Annotated in this window: 17 protein-coding genes; 9 read left to right on the forward strand and 8 right to left on the reverse strand. The window is 35.9% G+C overall.

All coding sequences use genetic code 11. The annotated features are described in order from the left end of the window. Positions 1 to 4 precede the first annotated feature (4 nt). Positions 5 to 3,115, reverse strand: a complete 3,111-nt coding sequence (locus QWY90_RS11790) for a SusC/RagA family TonB-linked outer membrane protein (protein ID WP_290286131.1) — start codon at positions 3,113 to 3,115, stop codon at positions 5 to 7. A 182-nt stretch (positions 3,116 to 3,297) separates the two neighbouring features. Here QWY90_RS11790 and rnhB point away from each other — a divergent pair, with 182 nt between their 5' ends. Then, the gene (rnhB, locus tag QWY90_RS11795; RefSeq protein WP_290286132.1) at positions 3,298 to 3,897 is read left to right on the forward strand and encodes a ribonuclease HII; all 600 of its coding nucleotides are present in this window, start codon (positions 3,298 to 3,300) and stop codon (positions 3,895 to 3,897) included. 5 nt (positions 3,898 to 3,902) lie between these two features. On the opposite strand, the gene lipB is transcribed toward rnhB, so the two are convergent. After that, entirely contained in the window at positions 3,903 to 4,598 is a 696-nt protein-coding gene (lipB, locus tag QWY90_RS11800) for a lipoyl(octanoyl) transferase LipB (protein ID WP_290286133.1), read from the reverse strand. A gap of 200 nt (positions 4,599 to 4,798) precedes the next feature. On the opposite strand from lipB, the gene lysS reads away from it, so the two are divergent. From lysS to QWY90_RS11815, 3 genes are all read left to right on the forward strand, one after another. Beyond that, the gene (gene lysS / locus QWY90_RS11805; protein ID WP_290286134.1) at positions 4,799 to 6,490 is read left to right on the forward strand and encodes a lysine--tRNA ligase; all 1,692 of its coding nucleotides are present in this window, start codon (positions 4,799 to 4,801) and stop codon (positions 6,488 to 6,490) included. Positions 6,491 to 6,595: 105 nt separating this feature from the next. Further along, the gene (locus QWY90_RS11810; RefSeq protein WP_290286135.1) at positions 6,596 to 7,033 is read left to right on the forward strand and encodes a DUF4890 domain-containing protein; all 438 of its coding nucleotides are present in this window, start codon (positions 6,596 to 6,598) and stop codon (positions 7,031 to 7,033) included. A gap of 68 nt (positions 7,034 to 7,101) precedes the next feature. Further along, positions 7,102 to 7,434: a hypothetical protein gene (locus tag QWY90_RS11815; RefSeq protein WP_290286136.1), complete on the forward strand. Its 333-nt coding sequence runs from the start codon at positions 7,102 to 7,104 to the stop codon at positions 7,432 to 7,434. Positions 7,435 to 7,492: 58 nt separating this feature from the next. Here the strand turns inward: QWY90_RS11815 and hemL are convergent, their stop codons facing one another. From hemL to QWY90_RS11840, 5 genes are all read right to left on the reverse strand, one after another. After that, positions 7,493 to 8,779 (reverse strand): glutamate-1-semialdehyde 2,1-aminomutase, encoded by a 1,287-nt coding sequence (gene hemL, locus QWY90_RS11820; protein ID WP_290286137.1) that lies wholly within the window; start codon positions 8,777 to 8,779, stop codon positions 7,493 to 7,495. A 29-nt stretch (positions 8,780 to 8,808) separates the two neighbouring features. Continuing rightward, positions 8,809 to 9,705 carry a glucosaminidase domain-containing protein gene (locus QWY90_RS11825; protein ID WP_290286138.1) on the reverse strand — a complete coding sequence of 299 codons (897 nt, stop codon included), beginning with the start codon at positions 9,703 to 9,705 and terminating at the stop codon, positions 8,809 to 8,811. After that, complete coding sequence (locus QWY90_RS11830) at positions 9,698 to 10,600, reverse strand: 1-aminocyclopropane-1-carboxylate deaminase/D-cysteine desulfhydrase (protein WP_290286139.1); 903 nt, start codon at positions 10,598 to 10,600, stop codon at positions 9,698 to 9,700. The genes QWY90_RS11825 and QWY90_RS11830 overlap by 8 nt, the downstream gene beginning before the upstream one ends. An 81-nt stretch (positions 10,601 to 10,681) precedes the next feature. After that, positions 10,682 to 12,508, reverse strand: coding sequence for a DUF8693 domain-containing protein (locus tag QWY90_RS11835; protein ID WP_290286140.1), 1,827 nt, complete (start codon positions 12,506 to 12,508; stop codon positions 10,682 to 10,684). A 117-nt stretch (positions 12,509 to 12,625) separates the two neighbouring features. After that, entirely contained in the window at positions 12,626 to 14,443 is a 1,818-nt protein-coding gene (locus QWY90_RS11840; protein WP_290286141.1) for a T9SS type A sorting domain-containing protein, read from the reverse strand. Between the two features lie 696 nt (positions 14,444 to 15,139). Here QWY90_RS11840 and QWY90_RS11845 point away from each other — a divergent pair. Continuing rightward, entirely contained in the window at positions 15,140 to 18,628 is a 3,489-nt protein-coding gene (locus QWY90_RS11845) for a beta strand repeat-containing protein (protein ID WP_290286143.1), read from the forward strand. A gap of 4 nt (positions 18,629 to 18,632) precedes the next feature. Here QWY90_RS11845 and QWY90_RS11850 read toward each other — a convergent pair whose 3' ends face one another. Then, on the reverse strand, positions 18,633 to 18,956 hold the full coding sequence (locus tag QWY90_RS11850; RefSeq protein WP_290286144.1) for a hypothetical protein: 324 nt from the start codon (positions 18,954 to 18,956) through the stop codon (positions 18,633 to 18,635). A 28-nt stretch (positions 18,957 to 18,984) separates the two neighbouring features. On the opposite strand from QWY90_RS11850, the gene QWY90_RS11855 reads away from it, so the two are divergent. From QWY90_RS11855 to QWY90_RS11870, 4 genes are all read left to right on the forward strand, one after another. Then, on the forward strand, positions 18,985 to 19,167 hold the full coding sequence (locus QWY90_RS11855; protein WP_290286145.1) for a C1orf53 family protein: 183 nt from the start codon (positions 18,985 to 18,987) through the stop codon (positions 19,165 to 19,167). Between the two features lie 96 nt (positions 19,168 to 19,263). After that, a complete protein-coding gene (gene hutU / locus QWY90_RS11860; protein ID WP_290286147.1) occupies positions 19,264 to 21,246 on the forward strand; it encodes a urocanate hydratase in 1,983 nt (660 codons plus the stop codon). Between the two features lie 52 nt (positions 21,247 to 21,298). Further along, positions 21,299 to 21,832: a DUF4136 domain-containing protein gene (locus QWY90_RS11865; RefSeq protein WP_290286148.1), complete on the forward strand. Its 534-nt coding sequence runs from the start codon at positions 21,299 to 21,301 to the stop codon at positions 21,830 to 21,832. A 218-nt stretch (positions 21,833 to 22,050) separates the two neighbouring features. Then, the gene (locus QWY90_RS11870) at positions 22,051 to 23,808 is read left to right on the forward strand and encodes an aromatic amino acid hydroxylase (RefSeq protein WP_290286149.1); all 1,758 of its coding nucleotides are present in this window, start codon (positions 22,051 to 22,053) and stop codon (positions 23,806 to 23,808) included. The last annotated feature ends 48 nt before the right edge of the window (positions 23,809 to 23,856 follow it).

A 23,856-nucleotide genomic window follows, 5' to 3' on the forward strand; every position in this document is an offset into this window, starting at 1 on the left:
TTTTTTAAAATTCAACATTAACACCAAACGATACCGTTCTAGGCGTAGGGAAAGATCCAACATTAGAATTTGAACCAAAATCAGGATCAAAACCTCTCCATTTAGTCCAAGTGTAAAGATTCTCAGCTTGAACAAAAAGTTTCAAAGAAGTTAAAAACGACTTCTCTAATGTTTTTTTATCGAAATTATAACCAAAACTAAGATTTTTCAATCTTACATAAGAAGCATCTTTCAACCATTTGTCTGAAAAATCAGTACCTAAATCAAAATTTGATGCATTAACAGAAGGAACATTTGTATTAGTGTTTGTTGGTGTCCATGCATTTAAGATATCAGTAGACATATTATTATCTGCTGCAAATGAAGGTGAATTTAACCATAATTGTGCATAGTCAAATCTCCATTGATCTAATGAATAAGCAAATTGTGTATCAACAAAAAATCCTTTATAATCCATACTGAATCCAAATCCTCCTTGGTAAATTGGAAGATTGCTTTTTCCGGTTTTTCTTCTGTCAACATCATCTGGAGTTTCAGTTAAACTACCATCAGCAGCAACAAATAATAATTCACCGTTTGCAGGATTAACCCCAGCATAAGGAACTAACCAATACTCATTTACCATACTACCGTTTTCGTCAATTGTGTTACCAACAGAATCTGGTGTACTAACAATATCGGTATATTTGTTTTGATTGTAGGCTCCATTTGCAAAAAGCTCAAGATTAAAATCTTTACCTCTAAAAACTTTTAATCTTAGCGCTAACTCAATACCTTTATTTTCTAATGAACCATTATTTCCTGACAACCCTGTTCCAGCACCTGCGGCAGCTGATAAGTTTATACTTGTAAATAATTTATCGGTAACTCTGTTGTAAACATCTACATTACCTGTTAATCTATCTTTCCACAAACCAAAATCCAATCCAAGATTTGTCATTGTTTGCTCTTCCCATTGTAAAGTGTTATTACCGAATTGAGACAGAACATAAGCGCCTGTGTTTCCGTAACCAGTTCCAGTTGCAATTAAATCTCTTACTAAGTTAGAAGCGGTATATAACGGGTTTCCACCAAAAGCAGGAACACCAAGATTTTGATTACCCTGAATACCATAAGAGGCTCTTAATTTTAACATATTGAAAATTGAATTCTTCATGAAATTCTCTCTGTCAATATTCCATCTTGAACCAACAGACCAGAACGTACCCCATTTGTTATCGCCAACAAAACGGTAACTAGCATCTCTTCTTACTGTTGCGTCAAGTCCGTACTTACCATCATAATCATAAGTAGCTGAAACGAAATTAGAATAAGTTCCTGCTTTATTTTTAGCAGCACTGTTAGTTGGTCTAAGAGCTGCAAAGTTTGCTCCAACGTTAGTCCATCCTGTTCCTGCTCCAAAAGCATACGTTAACAAATCAAGACCATTTTGTTGAGATGTGTTAAAAGTTCTGTATGCCTTGATATATTCCATGTAAACACCTGCATCAACGCTATGTTTCCCAAAAGTTCTTGCATATTTTAAACTGTTAACAACGTTAAATCCAAAATCTCTATCCGAAGTTCTTGATTCAAAACCTCCAAAAGGCAATGAACTATTTTCTCTAACGGCAATTGCTAAATAAGACCATGGTGCTCTTGCAAAAGTTCTGTCAGAATGAGTGTAATCAACACCAAATCTTGTAGCCGCTGTAAAATCTCTTGATAATTTGTAACTAGCATTAGCATTAGCTAAAACTTTAATTTCATTAAATTGGTTAGGTTGGTTACCATCCTGTAAAAGATCTTGTAAAACAAGCGTTGTATTACCACCATCAAAATCAGTTCCAACAATATCATAAAGACCTTGACCGGTTCCAGGATAGAAATCAGAACCATAATAAGGAACACCTGTTAACGAACCTAACAAAGGATTTTGAACAACATTATTATTAATAGCTCCATTAGTCTCTTGACCTAATTGATATCTTTTAGATAAAGCTAATGTTAAATTTGTACCATAGTTAAATTTATCATTATTGCTTTTTCCAGACAAATTTGTTCTGTAAGTAAATCTTTGGAAGTCTGTGGTATTAACGATACCACTTTGCTGAGTATAACTTAAAGAGGTGTAATTATTTAAATTTTTACCTCCAGAGGTTAAACTAAGGTTATGCGTTTGGGTTTGAGAAGTAGTAAAAAACACATCTCTCCAATCAGTATTAGGAGCTCTTAAGATTTGCTCATCCGTTAGAGGATCACCATCTGTAGCGCCTAAATATTGATTAAGCAGCACATTATTCCCCGCTCCTGCACTTATTGAATTATCTCTTTGGAATCTCAACAATTGTTGAGAACTCATAAGATTGTATTTGTCTTTTGTAAGTTCAGAAATACCATAAGTACTTGTGTACGAAATTTTAAGACCTGATTCGTATTTACCATTTTTTGTTTTAATGATTACAACACCATTAGCAGATCTACTACCATAGATAGAGGTAGAAGCAGCATCTCTTAATACCGTTGCAGACTCAATATCTTCTGGGTTGATATTTCTAAAAACAACAGAATTTGTTGGAACTCCATCTATAACATACAATGGTTCTGTAGAACTATTCACTGATCCCTGACCTCTAATAAGCAAATCAAATTTTGCTGAACCTGGAGAACCAGAAGACGTAATTACATTCAAACCAGCAACATTACCGGAAAGTGACTGTAATACCGTAATATTTGGTCTGTTTTTAATACTCTCTGCACTTACCGTTGTAGTTGCTGCAGTTGATTTTGCTTTGGTAGCTGTCTTGTCATATCCTAATATAACAACCTCTTCCAATTTAACACTTTGCTCTTTTAGAGACACATTGTAATTATTAGCTGTTCCAACAGTAATAGTTGAATTATTGTAACCAGTGAATGATATTACTAAAACTTCACCTGCTTTTGCTTTAATGGCATATTTACCATCAAAATCTGTTTGTGCGCTACGTGTTGTTCCTTTAACAACAACATTAGCACCTGGTAATGGTCCAGACTTATCTGAAACAACACCCGTTACAGTTTTCTCTTGTGCAAACGAAAACTGCATTGATAACGCCAATAATAGCGTAAAAATCCATTTGAACTTCGATCTCATATTAATTTTATTTGAGTTAGTTATTTTGCAAACTTCTTAATTATTTCTTAATTAACCAAACATTAACAGTAAATAATCAATTTGTAAACGTTAAAGTTCTATGACTTTTTTTCAACAATAATGCTGATTCAATAAACTTCGATTAGTTGCGTCATTTTAGTATTTTTGTTTAAAAAAATAAAATGTTGCTAACAAATTTTTCTGATTTCATTTTTGAATGTGGTACAGATGAGGCGGGAAGAGGATGTCTTGCAGGTCCTGTTACTGCAGCTGCTGTTATTTTGCCGGATAACTTTGTGTCTAGTTTATTGAATGATTCAAAACAACTTTCAGAAAAGACCAGAGATAAGTTAAAACCAATCATTGAAGAGGTTTCAATATCGTTTTCCGTTACCCATCTCGACCCAAAAATTATTGATGAAATTAATATTCTGAATGCTTCCATAAAAGCAATGCAAGAATGTATAACAAAGTTAAATCCTATACCTAATTATATTATTGTTGATGGAAATCGTTTTAAACCGATTAATGGCATCCCTTATTCCACTATTATAAAAGGGGACTCAAAGTATATGAGTATTGCGGCGGCTTCTGTTTTAGCAAAAACATACAGAGATGACTATATGAATCAAATTCACGAAGAATTCCCAATGTATAATTGGAAACAAAACAAAGGCTATCCAACACTAGAGCATAGAGAAGCCATCAGAAAATATGGCACAACCAAATACCACCGAATGAGTTTTCGATTACTGCCTGAACAGTTGAAATTTGATTTATAGAATTCTCAGCTAAAGTTACCCTCGAAAAGTATAGAAAAATGTTTTATTATTTTTGCTTTAACTTCTGCTTCATTGACGGTTTGCCCAAGTTCTACATGCATTGAAGTAACCGCTTTTCCTTTAATGCCACACGGAATAATATTGTCAAAATAACCTAAATTGGCATTTACATTCAAGGCAAAACCATGCATCGTTACCCAACGAGAAGCCCGAACTCCCATAGCACAAATTTTTCGGGCAAAGGGTGTTCCAACGTCAAGCCAAACGCCGGTTTCTCCTTCGCTTCTTGTTCCGGTTATAGTGTATTCTGCTAAAGTTGCTATGATGACTTCTTCCAGAAAGCGCAAATATTTATGAATGTCGGTAAAGAAATTTTCTAAATCTACTATTGGATATCCAACAATTTGTCCAGGTCCGTGATAAGTAATATCGCCACCACGATTGATTTTATAAAATGTCGCACCCTTTGCCTCCAATTGTTTTTCAGATAAAAGCAAATTACTCATATCGCCACTTTTGCCTAAAGTATACACATGCGGATGTTCAACAAACAGAAAATAATTAGGCGTTTCCAGATTGGTTTCGGCTCTCCTGTTTTGAATTTTTATATCAACAATCTGCTTGAATAATTCCTCTTGATAGTCCCAGGTTTCCTTATAATCCTTATTTCCTAAATCCTGTAGTTGAATTTCCTTATTCATTTCTTTGGTATGAGATAGCAAAATTACAATAAAAAAGTAACTCCCTGCTATATACTATGAAACCTGACAGGTTTAGCCCCAAGGAAATAAAAAATCACAATTTCCATAAGGTATCACTAAGTGTTATCGTATTGTGTAAAAAAATGCCTCTTTGAAACTTTGACACTTATCCCTATCTTTGCACGCTTAAATACAATACTATGCAACTTTCAGAACAAGAAATTATCAGGAGAGATAAATTAAAATCGCTTCGCGAACTAGGAATTAACCCCTATCCTGCCGATTTATTCCCTGTTAATAATACTTCAAAACAGGTTAAGGAAAATTTCGAAGAGGGTAAAAAGGTTATTGTTGCTGGTCGTTTAATGAGTGTTCGCGATCAAGGAAAAGCATGTTTTGCCGAATTACAAGATAGTGAAGGACGAATTCAGTTGTATTTGAATCGGGATATGTTATGTCTTGGCGAGGACAAGACGATGTATAACAATGTTTTTAAAAAATTGACTGATTTAGGTGATTTTATTGGAATTGAAGGTGAATTGTTTACTACAAAAGTCGGTGCACAATGCATTAGAGTTGATAATTTTACTTTTTTAAGTAAAACATTGCGCCCATTGCCATTGCCAAAAACAGATGAAGAAGGAAAAGTGCATGATGCTTTTAACGATGCTGAATTGCGTTATAGAATGCGTTATGTAGATTTAGTTGTAAACCCACATGTAAAAGAAGTTTTTGTTAAAAGAAACAAATTGTTTACTGCCATGAGAAACTTTTTCAACGCTGCCGGTTATATGGAAGTAGAAACTCCGGTTTTACAATCTATTCCAGGCGGAGCTGCCGCTCGTCCGTTTATAACACATCACAATAGTTTAGACATTCCGTTATATATGCGAATTGCAAACGAATTATATCTAAAAAGATTAATCGTTGGCGGTTTTGATGGCGTCTATGAGTTTTCTAAAAACTTTAGAAACGAAGGAATGGACAGAACGCACAATCCGGAATTTACCGCAATGGAAATTTATGTAGCCTACAAAGACTACAATTGGATGATGGAAATGACCGAAAATCTTTTGGAATATTGTGCCAATGAAGTGAATGGAACAACCGAGACTATTTTTGGCGAACACAAAGTAAACTTCAAAGCGCCTTATCCAAGAGTTACTATGACTGATGCTATCAAACAATTTACCGGTTTTGACATTTCAGGTAAAACGGAAGCCGAGCTATTTGAAGCGGCTAAATCGATGCATATTGAAGTGGATGAAACCATGGGGAAAGGGAAACTAATTGATGAGATTTTCGGAGCAAAATGCGAAGGCAACTTTATTCAGCCAACGTTCATTACCGATTATCCAAAAGAAATGTCCCCTTTATGTAAAGAACACAGAGATAACCCGGAATTGACAGAACGTTTTGAATTGATGGTTTGCGGAAAAGAAATTGCCAATGCGTATTCAGAACTTAATGACCCTATTGACCAAAGACAACGTTTTGAAGCACAAATGGCTTTAGCAGAAAAAGGTGATGATGAAGCAAACGGAATTATAGATGAAGACTTTTTACGTGCATTAGAATACGGGATGCCTCCAACATCGGGTTTAGGTATTGGGATGGATCGATTAATTATGTTCTTAACCAATAACCCTTCTATTCAAGAGGTTTTATTCTTTCCGCAAATGCGTCCGGAGAAAAAACAGTTGGAACTAACCGAAGATGAAAAAGTAATTATTGGATTATTAAAAACGGAAAATAATCAACCATTGTCTCAACTAAAAGATAAATCAGGGTTGAGCGGAAAAAAATGGGATGCTGCTATAAAAGGTTTGGCAAAACACGGTTTAACCAAAGTAGCTGTTGAAGGAGAAAACAAAACGGTAGTTTTAAACTAAAATAAAAAGAACTTAATTAACTTTTTTTGTATAATATTATGTTAAAGATTAAACCTTTTAAAATCATCATCGTCCTAAAGGCACAAAAATTTAAAACCCTATAAAATGAAAAAAGTATTTGCATTAGCATTATTAGTTGTTGGATTAACAACATTTGCACAAGAAAAAGGTGAAAGAAAAGCCATAAGAGAAAATTTATCTACGGAACAAAAAGTTGATTTCCAGGTAAAAAAAATGACCAAAGACTTGAACTTAAATGAAAAACAAGTCAAAGAAGTTCGCGTTTTAGTTGCTAAAGAAGTAGAAAAAAGAGAAGCAAAAAGAGCTGAAATGAAAGAGATAAAAGCTGCAAAAAAAACTGAGATGAAAGCTCAAATGGAAACAGAACAAGCTGCCGTAAGTTCAGAAATGAAAAAAATATTGACTCCAGATCAGTTTGCCAAATGGGAAAAAATTCGGGAAGAAAGAAGAGAAAAAATGAAAGAAAAGATGGCAGAAAGAAGAGAGAAAAGACAACCACAGGAACTTCCTGAAAGTAAATAAAAATAAATTTTGTGTTTAAGTCAAAATAAATTAGTTTTGGAATTATTAATTCAACTAAAAATTTCACAATGAAAAAAATAATTGCTGCTTTAACACTATTGTTAGCATTTTCAATAAATGCAAATGCACAAGATAAAAATGCTCCCTCATCAGCTCACGTAAAAGCAAAAAAAGAAGCTGCTGAAATCACAGAATTTTTAGGACTAGATAAAATTCAGAATGAAAATTTTGCAAGACTCTTTGAACAAAAAATTACAATTCTTGAAGACGTTAACACTTCTGCAGAAAGAAAAGCTGAGTTGTCGAGAGTTATTGAAGCAAAAATAAGAGCTAGTTTGGATGGAAGTCAAATGGAAAAATTAGAAAAAAATACTACTTTGTTTGAGAAATTAATCCACTAGTATTTTATATAGTAAAAAAAAGTCCTCTTGTTTTAGAATAAGAGGACTTTTTATTTATCTATAAACTTTTAGAAACTTTATCGATTGCTTTTATGGTAAAATCTAAATCTTCATAAGTTAGGGCATCAGTTATAAACCAAGTTTCATAGGCTGAAGGCGCAATATAAACTCCTTCTTTTAATAACCCATGGAAAAACTTTTTAAAGGTTTCATTATCTCCGTTTTTGGCTGTATGAAAATCAATAACAGGATTTGCATCAAAATGAACCGAAATCATAGAGCCTACTCTATTGATTGTAAAGACAATATTATTTGCTAATAATACTTTCTCAATTCCTTTATGCAAATAGGTTGTTTTCTCCTCCAATCTTTTAAAAATAGTTGCATCTTCATTCAATGTTTTAAGCATAGCAAATCCCGCAGCCATTGCTAACGGATTTCCCGAAAGTGTTCCTGCTTGATATACCGGTCCGAGTGGCGATAAGTAGTTCATTATCTCCTCTCGTGCTGCAAATGCGCCTACTGGTAATCCTCCACCTATAACTTTTCCGTAACAGACAATATCGGCTCTTACATTAAATAACTCCTGTACGCCTCCTTTGGCTAAACGAAATCCAGTCATTACTTCATCAAAAATAAGCAAGGTGTTATTTGCATCACAAAGTTCCCTTAGCGATTGTAAAAAACCAACTGTCGGAGGTACACAACCCATATTTCCCGCAACGGGTTCAACAATGATGGCAGCAATTTCATTTTGGTTGGCTTCAAAAAGCGCCTTTACATTATCTAAATCATTAAAACTTGCCAATAAAGTATCTTTTGCCGTACCTTGAGTAACTCCGGGAGAATTTGGTGTTCCAAAAGTACTTGCGCCACTTCCGGCTTGAATTAAAAAAGAATCCGAATGCCCATGATAGCAACCGGCAAACTTTATAATTTTGTCTCTTTTAGTAAAACCTCTTGCCAATCGGATAGCGCTCATACAAGCTTCTGTACCTGAATTAACAAACCGAATTTTATCAATATTTGGCACCATTGAAACTGCTAATTCTGCAATTTTGGTTTCCAATTCGGTAGGCATTCCAAAAGATGTTCCTTTTTTTGCTTTTTCAATTATGGCTTCAACAACAGGTGGAAAAGCATGACCTAAAATCATTGGTCCCCATGAATTTATATAATCAATATAGCGATTGTCATCTTCGTCATATAAATAAGCACCTTTAGCACTTTTGGCAAAAATTGGAGTTCCACCAACACCTTTGAACGCTCTAACTGGTGAATTTACTCCACCAGGAATTACTTTTTCGGCTTCAGCAAATAACTGACTGCTTCTTTGATAAATCATCTTTAAATTGTGAATTTTAATTTTGAAAATTACTTGACAATAATACTTTGCCCAAGAGATAAAGTATTGTCAACTAAATTGTTTTTCTTTTTCAATTCTTCGATTGAAATATTAAATTTTTTGGAAATAGAGTACAATGAGTCGCCTTTTATAATCGTATATTTTTGAGGATTCTCAGTGTAAGTAATTGACTTACTTATAGCTACTGGCACAAATTCTTTCCCTAAAACTTCTGCATCAAATCTATTCAATTGGTATTTTTCAATTAATCCGATTAGTTTATCAGGATACTTTGCATCAGTTGCATAACCCGCCGCTTTTAATCCGTAAGCCCAACTTTTATAATCATCTTTTCCAAATTCAAAAAGCTCTGCATATCTTGGTCTGCTAGTTAAAAAATAAGAATGGTCTCTGAAAGATTGGCTTGGATCATCATATTTCCTGAAACATTCATTTTCTTCATCATCAGTATAGCGTATACTTGGTCCTGTCCATTCTTTATGACATTTAATTCCAAAATGATTGTTTGCCTGAACACTCAGTGGTCCAGTTCCTGCTCCCGATTCTAATAGCGCTTGTCCTAAAGTTATACTAGCTGGAATTCCTGTTCTAGTCATATTTTCTTTGGCTACATTTTTATAATTTTCGATGTAGGCTAAAACCATTGCTGTAGTAACTTTTACTCTGGTCGTTGCTTCTAATACTTCTGTAGCATTGGCGTATTTCCCAACAGTTGGTGAATCTTTCTGTGTAATGGCAACCGGATTTTTTACAGTTGCAGGTCTGTATATAGGTTTTCTAACTCTTTGAACGATTAGGCTTTCTGATTTTCTTGGGTCAGGTTTTGTCGTTCGAACCACAGCATGATTGGCATTACACGACACCATAAAAATCATAAGCAAAACTAAAATGGTTTTATTAATCATAGATTTTAATTTCTAATTGTTTTTTTTGTTTTAATACTTTATTCATTCCAATTATTCCTTGCAAACCTCCAGTATGAATTACTAGTATTTTTGAATTTTCAGGAAAATAATTTTTGGTAATCAAATCCATAACACCAAACATCATTTTACCTGTATAAATTGGGTCTAACAAAACTTTATGTTCTTGATAAAATTCGTTAATAAACTGAATCAATTCTTCTGAAACTTTGGCATATCCTCCAAAATGATACTCCGTAATCAATTCCCAATTTAACTTGTTAGCAAATTTACAAATATCTTCTCTTAAAAAATCACCTTTTAACGCGGGGAAACCTAAAACTTGTTGACTATTTTTTGAACAATTTATAATTCCTGAAATAGTGCCGCCTGTTCCAACAGCACAGCAGATATAATCAAAATTTTCATCGGTTTTTGTTAGGATTTCTTCACATCCTTTTATGGCTAAATCATTTGTTCCTCCTTCGGGAATTAAATAAAAGTCTCCGAATTTTTCGGTTAATTGTTGAATGAATTTGGGATTGTTTTTTTCTCTGTAAATTTTCCGGTTCACGAATTCAAAAACCATTCCAAAATCTTGTGCTTTCTGCAAGGTTGGATTGTCTGCAATTTTGTCGTGCAGCTCCTCACCTCTTATAATTCCGATAGTTTTAAATCCTTGTTCATTTCCTGCAGCGGCAACGGCTAAGATGTGATTGGAAAAGGCGCCACCAAACGTTAGTAAGGCTTCTTTATTTTCTTTTTTGGCTTGTACCAAATTGTATTTGAGTTTTCTGAATTTATTACCCGAAATATAAAGATGAATCAAGTCTTCTCGTTTTATGTAAAGCGAGATATTCGTGTTTTCTAAATTGATTTTTTGATTACTAGTTTCCAAAAAAGATATTTCCCCAAAAGTAGTTTATGCAAATCATTTCACATAAAAAAAAGCGATTATAAATCGCTTTTTTTACTATTTTTAGTTTGAAGAAACTATTATTTTATGCGTTTTGGATTGTCCGTCAATCGACTGAATTTTGACTAAGTAAACACCATCACTAAACGAAGCAGTTGAATATTGATAACTGCTGTTGGTTCCTACCTTTTCTTTATTGAATAGTAATTTACCTGTAATATCAAATAAAGTTACTGTATTTATATCTATTAAATTTGGATTTAAAACCGTCAATAAGTCATTGGCATTATTCTGCACCACCATCACAGTAGAAACTGTATTGCCTGAAACTGATAAAGCATCGTTTTTAAACGTAATTTGAAAACGGCTATTATAAGTTCCTGTTGGAAGTGAGAATTCATACTCACTGTTTTTAATGTCATGGTATAGTCCGGTTTCTGAATCAAATAAATAAACCGCATTGGCCTGATCAAAGTTTCTGATATCGACTACTGTGATTTTAAAAACGGCATTGGTGGCACATTTAAACGACACCGGAATTCTTTTATTTTCATCAAACTGAATTACTGAAATAACGTACTCTTTGTCATTTAATAAAAAGTTCATATCCAATGACGAATCATCCGGATTTTTAGCATCCTTTGCATGATCTACACCATCGGTAGCGGCACTATCAAAAGCCAAAACCACTTGCTTAATAGCTTCGTTATTTAACATCGTATTGAATCTGATTTGAGGCACTTCATCAGTGGACACAGTGGTGTAGTCAAAACCTGAAACTGATTGTATTGGTGGTAAAAAGTTACCCGAGTTGGTGTGTGATGTTTGCCCGTTTTTCTCAAAAACAGAATTAATCGCATTTTCTTTTTGAAAAACTCTGTAGGCATTTTTCATAGTCACCGTTGTCCCCAAAGCATTTCCTTCAATCATAAAACCCTGTCCTATTGGAGCAAACGTTCTGGCGTAACTATTCATGGGAGACGATGATGTTAAAGGCAATAGCACTCCTGTGATGTCATAAGAATAAAATGTTGCTGGAACATAAATTCCGCTTCCACCTCGCAGCACAGGTGAAAAAGTTCCATAACCTCCTCTGTACGAAAGCAATAAATGGGAATTGACAGATTTGTCCTGTTCCCAAAAGTAAGCAATCCCTGTACAATTGGCGGCGTCTATTAAAAAAGCGGATAAATCGATTGCTGATGGATATGGATTTCCTGTTAAAGTCCAGTTGCCATTCGCTACTGTAATGTCTATATCCCCATCATTAGGCTTTCCTCTAAAATCATAACGTTGTTTACTTCCCGGGTTATTTAGGGCTGCTTCTCCAACATCTGTTGCATCAGTACCTGTTGTACCTTTCATTGTAAAACCCTGACCGGCTGCAATGTTGGAAGTGCTGAAGGAATGCGTCCATCCGGCATAACCAGGTTGCGCTAAAAATCTAAATATCCAAAAGTCAGCGATTGATAAAAAGCCCGCACTGGAAAAACCATTGTAGCTTCCACTGTTTATTGCTGCTGTGCTTGCTGTATTTGTTGTTGGCACATTAAGCATGGTAATTCCGAAGTTTTCATTTCCGACACCGGCAGAAGCATTTCCTGTTGGAGAACACCAATAGTTGTATGCAAAATTATTTGTTGTTCCTTCCTGAAAGACAGAAAGTTTACCAACTCCTTTATTTAAACCATTTAAAACGGTACTCCCTTGTAATAACTGTCCTTCATTTCTTAAATAGAAATTACTCGTAGCGTCTTTAATGTTTACTTCGTTAGTTACGAAAACTAAACTGCCCTTATTGTAGACAAAACTAGTCCCAGTAATATTCAGCTGTGCTAGAGCTAAGTTTACAGAGAATAAAAAACAAAAGAAATATAAAGTTGTTTTCATAACTAAATTAACATTCAAATATATGAAAATTTGATTTAACTAACTTATTTACAAGTATAAAATCAAAGACACAACCTTAAGCGACTAAAGTTCTTAATTTCTAAATTAAAAAAGTGATTATTTAGAATCTATTATAATTTTTTGAACTTTACTTTTTCCGTCAACCGTTTGGAGTTTGACTAAGTAAACACCAGTGCTGTATGAAGCTGTAGAGAATTCATAGCTAGCTTTAGCTTGCAACTTATCATTATTTAGCAATAGTTTTCCAGCGATATCGTAAATGGTTACCTTATTTATATCCATCAAATTTGGATTTAAAACGGTCAATAATTGACTAGTATTGTTTTGAACAACCATAATACTTTCTTTAATTAAACTCGGAATTCCTAATGTCGAATCTTTGAAAGTCATTTGGAAACGATTGTTGTATATACCCGTTGGAACAGTTACCTCATAATCGCCATCTTTTAAGTTGTGGTAGCTACCGTCTAAATCGTCATAAATATAAATCGGTTGCGCCTCATCAAAATTCATAAGTTGAGCCAAACTAAATTTAAAGCTTGTATTGTCCGTAGCATCAACACCCAGCGGTACACGTTTGTTTTCATCAAAACTAATACCTTCAATAACGTATCTTTCATTGTTTAAAAAGAAATAAGCATCTCTTGTCATTATGTCCGGGCTCAAACCATCAATACCTCTATCTACGTCATCAGTTGCTGTTGGAAAAAATGTCAAAGCTATTTGTCGTGTGCCGCTATTGTTTACAATGATGTTTAGTCTGATGTGTGAAATAGTATTTATACCAACATCTTGATTATGATTGCTTGAACTACCCCATTGTTTTTCAAAATCAGAATATGTTCCTGATTCTTTATAATACTCTCTGTGTGCATTTTTTATAGTTACCGATGTTGGTGAACCTGTAGCTTTTCCTTTTACCAAAAACCCCTGACCAATTGGCGCATACCTTCTTTCTAAAGTAAGCGGAGAAGTTACAGGTGGAGTAGCCAATGGATTTCCAGAATTATCATACTTTACAAAAAATGGTGGCGTATAAACTCCAAAATCTCCTGGCGCACCAGTTCCTGGAGCAAAAGTACCATAACCGCCTTGATAAGCCAGTAACAAATGTGAATTCACTGTTTTATCCTGTTCCCAATAATAAGCTGTTGCCACAATATCTGTATTCCCTGAATCTAATAAAAACTTACTTACATCAAGTGCCGATGGATAAGGATTTCCTGTTAACGTAAATTTATCTAAACCTACACCAACTGTAATATTTCCATCATTTGGTCTTCCTCTAAAATCATAACGCTGTGCACTACCTGGATTGTTAACTATTACGGCTCCTAGTGTAGTTTTTTCTCCTACATCAGTGCCATCAGAACCACTGGTTCCCTTCATAGTAAAACCTTCTCCCGCCTTTATAGTTGTATTACTGTAGGCATGCACCCATCCGGAATAGGAAGTATCTGTCGTATATTTAAATATCCAAAAAGGCGCTATAGCTAATGCTCCTGCACTTGAAAAACCATTGTAACTTGTAGAAGCAGTAGATGAATTGCTTGCTATGTTTGTTGTTGGCACTTTCAACATCGTTATTCCAAATTCCTGATTAGGAATAGTTGCTGATTGAATACCTACTGGAGAACACCAATAATTATATGAAAAATTATTTACCGTTCCTTCCTGATAAACGGAAAGTTCACCCAAGCCAGTATTAGTAGATAAACCAGTAGTTCCTTGTACAAATTGCCCCTCATTTCTTAAATAAAATTTACTGTTTACACCATTAAGGTCTATATTTCCAGTAGAATATACAACTGATCCCTTGTTGTAAACAAGTGTATTATCCTTAACGAAAATTTGTGCAATTGATGGCGTAAAATTTAAAAGTAAGCAAAGTAACAAGAAGACTATCTTTTTCATATACAGAGGATTTAACTGCGAATTTAAATATTTTTTATAAACAGAATAATAAAAAATAAAATAAAATTTCATTCCTGCGCTTTATCGTCATTAAGTGTATTTCATCTGAAAATTTAAATTTCTGCCATCCAATAATTTACTTTCGCCGTTAAAATTTTTAATTAATTGTTGTTTTTCTTACCAATTGCAATCTTTGACGCCTTAAAAATATACTCACCTATTTTTTAACTACTTTTTTACTATTTATTTACATTTTCTAATTGTTGAATAATTTCATTTTATAAAAAAATATACATTTTACTTCTATTTATTATATCTTTTAAATATTCACAAGTTGGGGTTCTAACAAAAAACTCTTTCTCCACTTTAGACATAGTAGGCACAAATGCTAATGGAATATTTACAATAGTTGATGGTCTTTTAATTCCCAAAGCTGATAGTCAAAGAGCAGAAGCCATAACTGGCATTCCAGATGCTACTATGATGTATATAAACTGCAACAGGTACTGGTAATTTAAAAGGAGAACTTACTGTTACTATTCTTAAAAACTAAATAACTACTTAAAACATATCAAGTTCAAAAACTTCAAAAGACCTTAACTATAAAACAGTTAAGGTCTTTTTGTTAATAAAAAATTGTTTTTAGGTTAAAACTATAGTGCTTTAAAATTGTATCTTTATTTCCAAAAACAAGGTATGAAAAAGATTTATTTGCTACTTCTTATCCTATCCACTTGTGGGTATGCGCAAGTAGGTATTGGGACAGCGGCACCAACAGCAACCCTCGATATCGTGGCTACCAATCCAACAGGAGCTTCCACCACGGTAGATGGCATTGTAATTCCGAGAGTAGACCGTCAAAGAGCTCAAAATATGACAGGCACTACTACATCTACCATGATTTTTGTAAATAGTATCTTAACAGGAACTGCTGCCGGTACTGCAGTAAATATTACTTCAATTGGTTTTTACTATTATGATGGTACGGTTTGGCAAAAAATAGCCACAGGCGCTAGTACCGACTGGGCACTTAGCGGAAATGCTTCCACCACACCGGGAACTAATTTTATTGGTACTACTGATGCGACCGACCTTAGAATCAAAACAGGAGGAACGGATCGATGGAATATCTCGGACACTAACAGCGGTCAATTACAATCGTATTCTTTGGGTAGCAATACCGCTCCTGCTTATTCTTTTCAGGGCGATACAAATACAGGGATTTTTAGCTCTGCAGCCGAAAATTTAGGCTTTGTTACCAATGGTACTGAAAAACTTAGAATTCCTGATGCTAATCAGGTTCATGCTATGAGTTTGGGTACAGCGGCGTTGCCATTTTATTCTTTTAGCAGTGACCCAAACACAGGAATATTCAGCTCTGCTGCCGATGCTTTAGACTTTACAACCAATGGCACAGCACGACTTAGAATTCCGAGTGCGAATCAAATTCACGCGTTGAGTTTAGGTACAGCTGCCTTGCCTTTTTATTCTTTTAGTGCACAGTCAACAACAGGAATGTTTGGTACTGCCACAGATGTATTAGGCTTCTCGACTGCTGGAACAGAAAAAGCTAGAATAGAATCTGATGGGGATGTTGGTATTGGAGTAACTCCGGATGTATCTGCAAAGCTTGATGTTTCTGATGCCAATAAAGGTTTTTTACCTCCAAGAGTAGCATTGACCTCAACCACATTGGCAGTACCAATTACGACTCCGGCTACGGGTCTTTTAGTATACAACACTGCAATTGCAGGAGTAGTACCCAACAATGTTGTTCCGGGATATTATTACAATAGCGGTACCACTGTTGCACCCGTTTGGAAAAGATTTTCTGCTGGAAATGGAGACAGTTGGCAAACATCGGGAAATTCAGGAACCATTGCAGGAACTAATTTTATTGGTACAAATGATGCTGTCGACCTCCGAATTAAAACAGGAGGAACGGACCGATGGACCATATCGGATACCAATAGCGGTCAATTACAATCGTTTGCTTTAGGAAGCTCTACGGCTCCAGTATATTCTTTTCAGGGCGATACAAATACAGGGCTGTTTAGTTCCGGTACCGATGCTTTAGACTTTACCACCAATGGAACAGCACGTTTTAGAATTCCGAGTGCGAACCAAATTCATGCCTTGAGTTTGGGTACAGCAGCCTTGCCTTTTTATTCTTTTAGCGGACAGTCAACAACGGGAATGTTTGGAGCTGCTACTGATGTATTAGGATTCTCAACAGCGGGAACAGAAAAAGCCAGAATAGAATCAGATGGTGATGTGGGTATTGGAACAACTCCGGATGCATCCGCAAAGCTTGATGTTTCAGCTACCGACAAAGGATTATTAGCTCCAAGAGTAGCACTAACCTCAACGATAGTAGCGGGTCCAATTACTACTCCCGCTACTGGACTTTTAGTATATAACACTAACACTGCGGGAACAGCACCCAACAATGTTGTTCCGGGATATTATTATAACAGCGGCACCACTATTGCACCCGTTTGGAAAAGATTTTCAGCCGGAAATGGAGACAGTTGGCAAACAATAGGAAATTCAGGAACAGTAGCCGGAACTAATTATATCGGAACGAACGACGTGCAGGATTTTGTAGTTAAAACAAGTGCCGTTGTGAATACGCCTCTTGAGCGCATGCGTATTACTACAGCGGGTAATGTTGGGATTAATGCTCCTACTCCAACCACTACTGCTTTAGTAACTATAAATCCCAACACTAATGCTATACGAAGCGGGATTGATATGACTTTAACCAATGCCACTGCTGCTGCTACCGGTTTGAATATTACATCAGGAAACGCATTAGTAAATGGAATATCCGTGAGCAACTCCTCTAACTCGTCGTCTAATAGTGTATTTGGTATTGGCTCGGTTTTGTCAGCAGGTACTATTGTTTCAGGTTATAATGGCTATAGAATAGATGCTCTTGGTATTCCTGCGAATATTAAAAGTTATGGTCTTTATGGGGTTAATGGGGTTCCAGGAACTTATGCAACCAATGCCAACACTTGGGCAGGTTTTCTGCAGGGAAGAACAGTTATATCTTCTGAAAGTTCTCCTACATCTCCAATTGGCACAGATTTAGAAGTACGAAATACAACCACAGGAGCTGGAGCACCAGCAACAGTTGCATTACGTCAAACCACTGCTCTGGCAACCTCCGGAAATGTTTTAGGAAACCTCAATTTTGGTGATAATTATGTAACCACTCCACAAGCACAAATACTAGTACAGCGCGATGCTGCGGCAAGTTCAGTTACTGATATGCCAACGGCTATGACATTTTCAACAACACCAGATGCTAGTGCTACACTTACAGAAAGAATGAGAATTGATAATGCCGGAAAAGTTGGCGTTGGGACAACTGCTCCTACTACGTTAGCAGATGTTAATGGCGCCTTATCCTTAAGAGAAGGAGCCGCTTTGACATTCAGTAATGGAGCAAACAGCAATATTATCTTAGGAACAACACCCTATTCACTATACAGAATCACCGGACCTACAGGTGTATTTTCATTAACAGGATTAGTGCCTGTTGGAACAGCTGATGGTCAAATAGTTACTTTAATAAATACAACTGCGTTTGATTTTACTATTGTTAATAATGCCACCTCAACTGCCGCCAATAGAATTTTTTGTCCCGGAGCTACAGACTTAGTTCTTTCAGGTATTAGCTCCACTGTTACATTAATGTATAATAAGAGCTCATCAAGATGGATTGTAATAGCCAATACAGATACTCCTTATGGAAGAAATATAAAATCAGTAATTGGAACAACTAATACTTCGACTAACTCCGCTACTTTTGCAGACATGGCCAATATGAGTATTACATTTACCCCAAAACACAATGTCGTATATTTGAATTTTAGCGCTGCTGGTGACATGGGACTACTTGCTGAGGGCAGCTACGTGGATTTCAGAATTGTAAATGTGACGGCAGGAACTAACTTAGGTGGCACTACCTCATTAGCAACTGATTTTGATGATTTAAGTGGTGTAGCAACTTCCTGGAACGCCCAGTTTGTAATGTTTCCCATAACAGTAACTGCCGGAACGCCAACTACTATAAAAATTCAATGGTTGCGAGACGGAAATGCATTGGATACAGCCTACAATGATGTAGTTGGTTCTCCAAATTACTCACATAGAAATCTAACTATTTTTGATTAACACATTAATACTTTAAAAACCTCCAAAAAGACCTTTGCTTTAAATAGTCAAGGTCCTTTTCGTTTGCATAAGCCTCTCGTTCAAAAGATATATTTCTATAGGCAACATTCTTGTCTTTACAAATAATCCATCTAACCAAAAATTCTAATCCGTACCAAATAAAAAAAGGCAAAACCAGCAGCTCTAGTTGCTGACGAATATGAATTTTTTCATGATTAATCATAACCGCGTTTTGCTTCAAATCACTTTCGGAAACAATAATAAAAGGAAACAAAGTGAGTCCTCTGAAACCTTTTGGAATTAAATATCTTGAAACGATTACAAACATTTTAGTATTATGCTTTAAATTTGCAGGTATGAACGAGCAAAATAATGAAAATAAAGTAATCGAAGGTGAAGATTTTTATTTTACACCTGAAGGTTATAAATGTTTCACCGAAAAATACCACTTAAACCGTGGCTATTGCTGCAAAAGTGGCTGTCGTCATTGCCCGTATGGTTTTGATAAAAAAACAGGAACAATCAAAAAGACATCATAGACTTTTAGATAGTTAGACCTTTTAGAAAAAAACAAGAAGTCTATTTATCTAACAATCTAAGCAGTCTAAAAATCTAACAATCTAAGAAGTCTAAAAATGACATTTCAAGAACAAATACAACAAGGAATTCCATCTATTCTCCCAAATCCAAAACCATACGAAGCAGAAATAAACCACGCGCCAAAGCGAAAAGAAATCCTTTCGGAGGAAGAAAAAAAACTGGCGTTGAAAAATGCATTGCGCTATTTTGAGCCACAGCATCACGCTACGCTGCTTCCTGAATTTAAAGAAGAATTAGAAAAATACGGGCGTATTTATATGTATCGTTTCCGCCCCGATTATAAAATGTATGCCCGCCCTATTTCAGAATATCCTGGGAAATGCGAGCAGGCAAAAGCCATTATGCTGATGATTCAGAACAATCTGGATTATGCTGTGGCGCAACATCCGCATGAGTTAATTACCTACGGTGGCAATGGTGCCGTTTTTCAAAACTGGGCACAATACCTGCTAACGATGCAGTATTTGGCTGAAATGACCGAAGAGCAAACCTTAACCATGTATTCGGGTCATCCGATGGGATTGTATCCATCACACAAAGACGCACCTAGAGTTGTGGTTACAAACGGAATGGTGATTCCCAATTATTCCAAACCGGACGATTGGGAAAAAATGAATACCTTAGGTGTTTCGCAATACGGACAAATGACGGCAGGCAGTTATATGTATATTGGTCCACAAGGAATCGTTCACGGAACAACCATAACCGTTCTTAACGGATTCAGAAAGATTAAGAAAGTACCTAAAGGCGGTCTGTTTGTGACTTCCGGTTTAGGCGGAATGAGTGGCGCGCAACCAAAGGCAGGAAGCATCGCGGGTTGTGTTACGGTTTGTGCCGAAGTCAATCCGAAGATAACACACATTCGCCATTCACAAGGTTGGATTAATGAAGTTATAGAAAACATAAACGATTTAGTACCCAGAGTCAAAAAAGCGCTTTACAATCAGGAAGTAGTTTCGATTGCCTACCTCGGAAATATAGTGGATGTTTGGGAACGTTTTGACCAGGAAAACCTGCATATCGATTTGGGTTCCGATCAAACATCATTACACAATCCTTGGGCAGGAGGTTATTATCCGGTTGGATATACTTTCGAAGAATCAAACGAAATGATGGCTAACAATCCGGCTAAGTTTAAAGAAGAAGTCCAAAAAACATTACGCCGTCACGCCAAAGCAATCAACAAACACACTGAAAAAGGAACCTATTTCTTTGATTATGGCAATGCCTTTTTATTAGAAGCGTCTCGTGCAGGCGCAGATGTTTTTGCCGAAAACCATATCGATTTCAAATACAATAGTTATGTACAGGATATAATGGGGCCTATGTGTTTTGATTATGGATTTGGCCCGTTCCGTTGGGTTTGCGCTTCGGGTAATCCGGACGATTTAGCCAAAACAGATGCTATAGCCTGCAGTGTTTTAGAAGAAATGATGAAAAATTCGCCTTCCGAAATCAAGCAGCAAATGGCCGATAACATCCAATGGATAAAAGGGGCACGGGAAAACAAATTAGTGGTAGGCTCACAAGCCCGAATCTTATATGCCGACGCGGAAGGAAGAATTAAAATTGCCGAAGCGTTCAACCAGGCAATTGCACTTGGCGATATCGGGTATGTGATTTTGGGTCGCGATCATCATGACGTTTCGGGCACCGATTCCCCTTACCGTGAAACTTCTAACATTTATGACGGATCCCGTTTTACTGCCGATATGGCAATACAAAATGTAATTGGCGACAGTTTCCGTGGCGCTACTTGGGTTTCTATTCACAATGGCGGCGGTGTTGGTTGGGGCGAAGTAATTAACGGTGGATTCGGCATGGTTCTGGATGGTTCAGCTGATGCATCAAGACGTTTAGCATCCATGCTTTTTTGGGATGTAAATAATGGAATTTCGAGAAGGAACTGGGCTAGAAATGAAGGTGCTATTTTTGCAATAAAAAGAGCGATGGAAACGCAACCTTTATTAAAAGTTACCATCCCCAATATAGTTGAAGAAGGATTATTGGATTTTTAGAATTATCATCAATCTAATAATCCAAAAATCAAACAATCTAATAATCTAAATTATGAAAACACTAAAATTTATCCTTGTCCTCTTACTGTTTGTTTTAGCATCATGTAGTTCCGTTACTGTTAATTCTGACTACGACAAAAAAGTAGATTTTGCTCCGTACAAAACTTATGCTTTCCACAAAGCGGGAATAGACAAAGCGGAAATTTCTGATTTAGACAAGAAAAGAATTCTTCACTCTATCGATGAAGTGATGTCTTCTAAAGGATTAACAAAAAATGATAGTCCTGATTTATTGATTGCTTTTTTCACTAAAGAAAGAGAACAAGTTAATGTAAACCAATTTAATGCGGGTTGGGGCTATGGTTGGGGTTTTGGTTGGAATCCTTATTTATGGGGCGGAAATACTACAGTTACACGATATCCGGAAGGCACTTTATATATTGACATTATCGATGCTAAGAAAAAAGAACTGATTTGGCAAGGTGAAGGTGAAGGCGCTTTGACAAAAGACACCAATAAAAAAGACGAAGTGATAAAAGAGTTTGTTACTAAAATTTTGGAGCAATATCCCCCGAAGAAGAAGTAGAAAGTTGTCAGATTTAAAAATAAAACCGCAATAGTGATGTTGCGTTTTTTTTAGCCCAGATAGTAACGGCATCCTTTTTATCTCGTTCTTAAAACGAGATAAAAAGATATAGTGGATAGCTGGAAACTGCTCCTAAAAAATCATAACGTTTTAGCTGATTTATAACAATTCTTTACACTAAGATTTGTAAATTTACCAACATAACAATTTTAGATTTTATGGAAGCACCTTATGAAAGCAACGCTTTGATTGACCGATTACCCAAACATTTAAAGCAATTTATCAAGCCACAGGATTACACGGATTACACTCCGATTAATCAGGCGGTTTGGCGTTATGTGATGCGTAAAAATGTCGATTATCTTTCAAAAGTAGCGCATAGTTCTTATTTAGAAGGCTTAAAAAAAACAGGTTTGGAAATTGATAGTATTCCGAATATGTATGGTATGAACCGCATTCTAAAAGAAATTGGTTGGGCGGCAGTTGCTGTTGATGGTTTTATTCCACCTAATGCTTTTATGGAGTTTCAGGCTTATAATGTGCTTGTAATTGCTTCCGATATTCGGCAGTTAGAACATATAGAATATACGCCGGCTCCGGATATTATTCATGAAGGCGCGGGCCATGCTCCTATTATTGCCAATCCGGAATATGCTGAATATTTGCGTCGTTTTGGTGAAATTGGTTGCAAAGCGATTTCATCATCACGTGATTATGAAATGTATGAAGCTATTCGTTTGCTTTCGATTTTAAAAGAAGCAGAAGGAACGCCACAAGCCGAAATTGATGCTGCCGAAGCGCAAGTAGATTTTCTGCAAAACAATATGGGTGAGTTGTCTGAAATGGCCCGTATTCGGAATTTACATTGGTGGACGGTAGAATACGGTTTGATTGGCACTGTTGAAAACCCTAAAATATATGGCGCGGGCTTATTGTCTTCTATTGGCGAAAGTGCGTGGTGCATGACTGACGAAGTAAAAAAAATACCTTATGATATTTCGGCTGCAGACCAAAGTTTTGATATTACAAAACCTCAACCGCAACTTTATGTAACGCCAGATTTTGCTCACCTGAGTTTGGTTTTAGAAGAGTTTGCCAATACAATGGCTTTGCGAACTGGCGGTTTATCGAGTTTGAAAAAGTTAATAAAATCAAATGCGTTAGGAACCATTGAATTGAGTACGGGAATCCAAATTTCGGGAGTTTTTACCAATGTAATTGAAGAAGAAGGAAAACCTGTTTATATCCAAACAACAGGAAAAACGGCTTTATCCTATCGTGAAAAAGAATTAGTGGGTCACGGAACGCAATATCATGCGGAAGGTTTTGGTTCGCCCATTGGGAAACTGAAAGGAATCAATTTAGCTATTGAAGATATGAGTCCGAGAGATTTACGCGCTTATGATATTTACGAGGCGGAATCGGTAACGCTTGAGTTTGAAGGCAACATTACAGTAACGGGAGAAATCATTACGGGTTCTCGAAACTTACAGGGTGAAATTATTATTATCAGTTTTAGAAACTGTACGGTTACGCATAATGACACTATTTTATTCCAACCCGATTGGGGAATTTACGATATGGCTGTTGGTAAAAAAGTGATTTCCGCATTTTCTGGTCCGGCCGATGTGAATAGTTTTGATATGATTCATCATGTGCCATCAAGCCACACTATAAAAGCAAAAAAATCTACTGAACGTGAAGAGTTAGAAAGTTTATACAAATCGGTTAGAACCATTCGAGAAGGAAATCTAAACAACGAATCGATATCCAATATTTTTACTAAGTTAAAATCAAATCATCCAAACGATTGGTTATTATCTATTGAAATAGTTGAGATTTTAAAAGATAAAAATGAACCAAAATTGTTAGAAGAAGTACTGACTCATTTAGAACTGTTAAAACAAAACCGTCCTGAAATTGCGCACTTGATTACCGGCGGAATGGGATTGATCTTTAAATCAGAACTTGTTTAGTCAATTAGGAATTAGAAATTATTAAGTATGAGTTGTCCTAAAAAAGGT

The sequence above is a fragment of the Flavobacterium paronense genome (genome assembly GCF_030409795.1).
Classification (GTDB): domain Bacteria; phylum Bacteroidota; class Bacteroidia; order Flavobacteriales; family Flavobacteriaceae; genus Flavobacterium; species Flavobacterium paronense.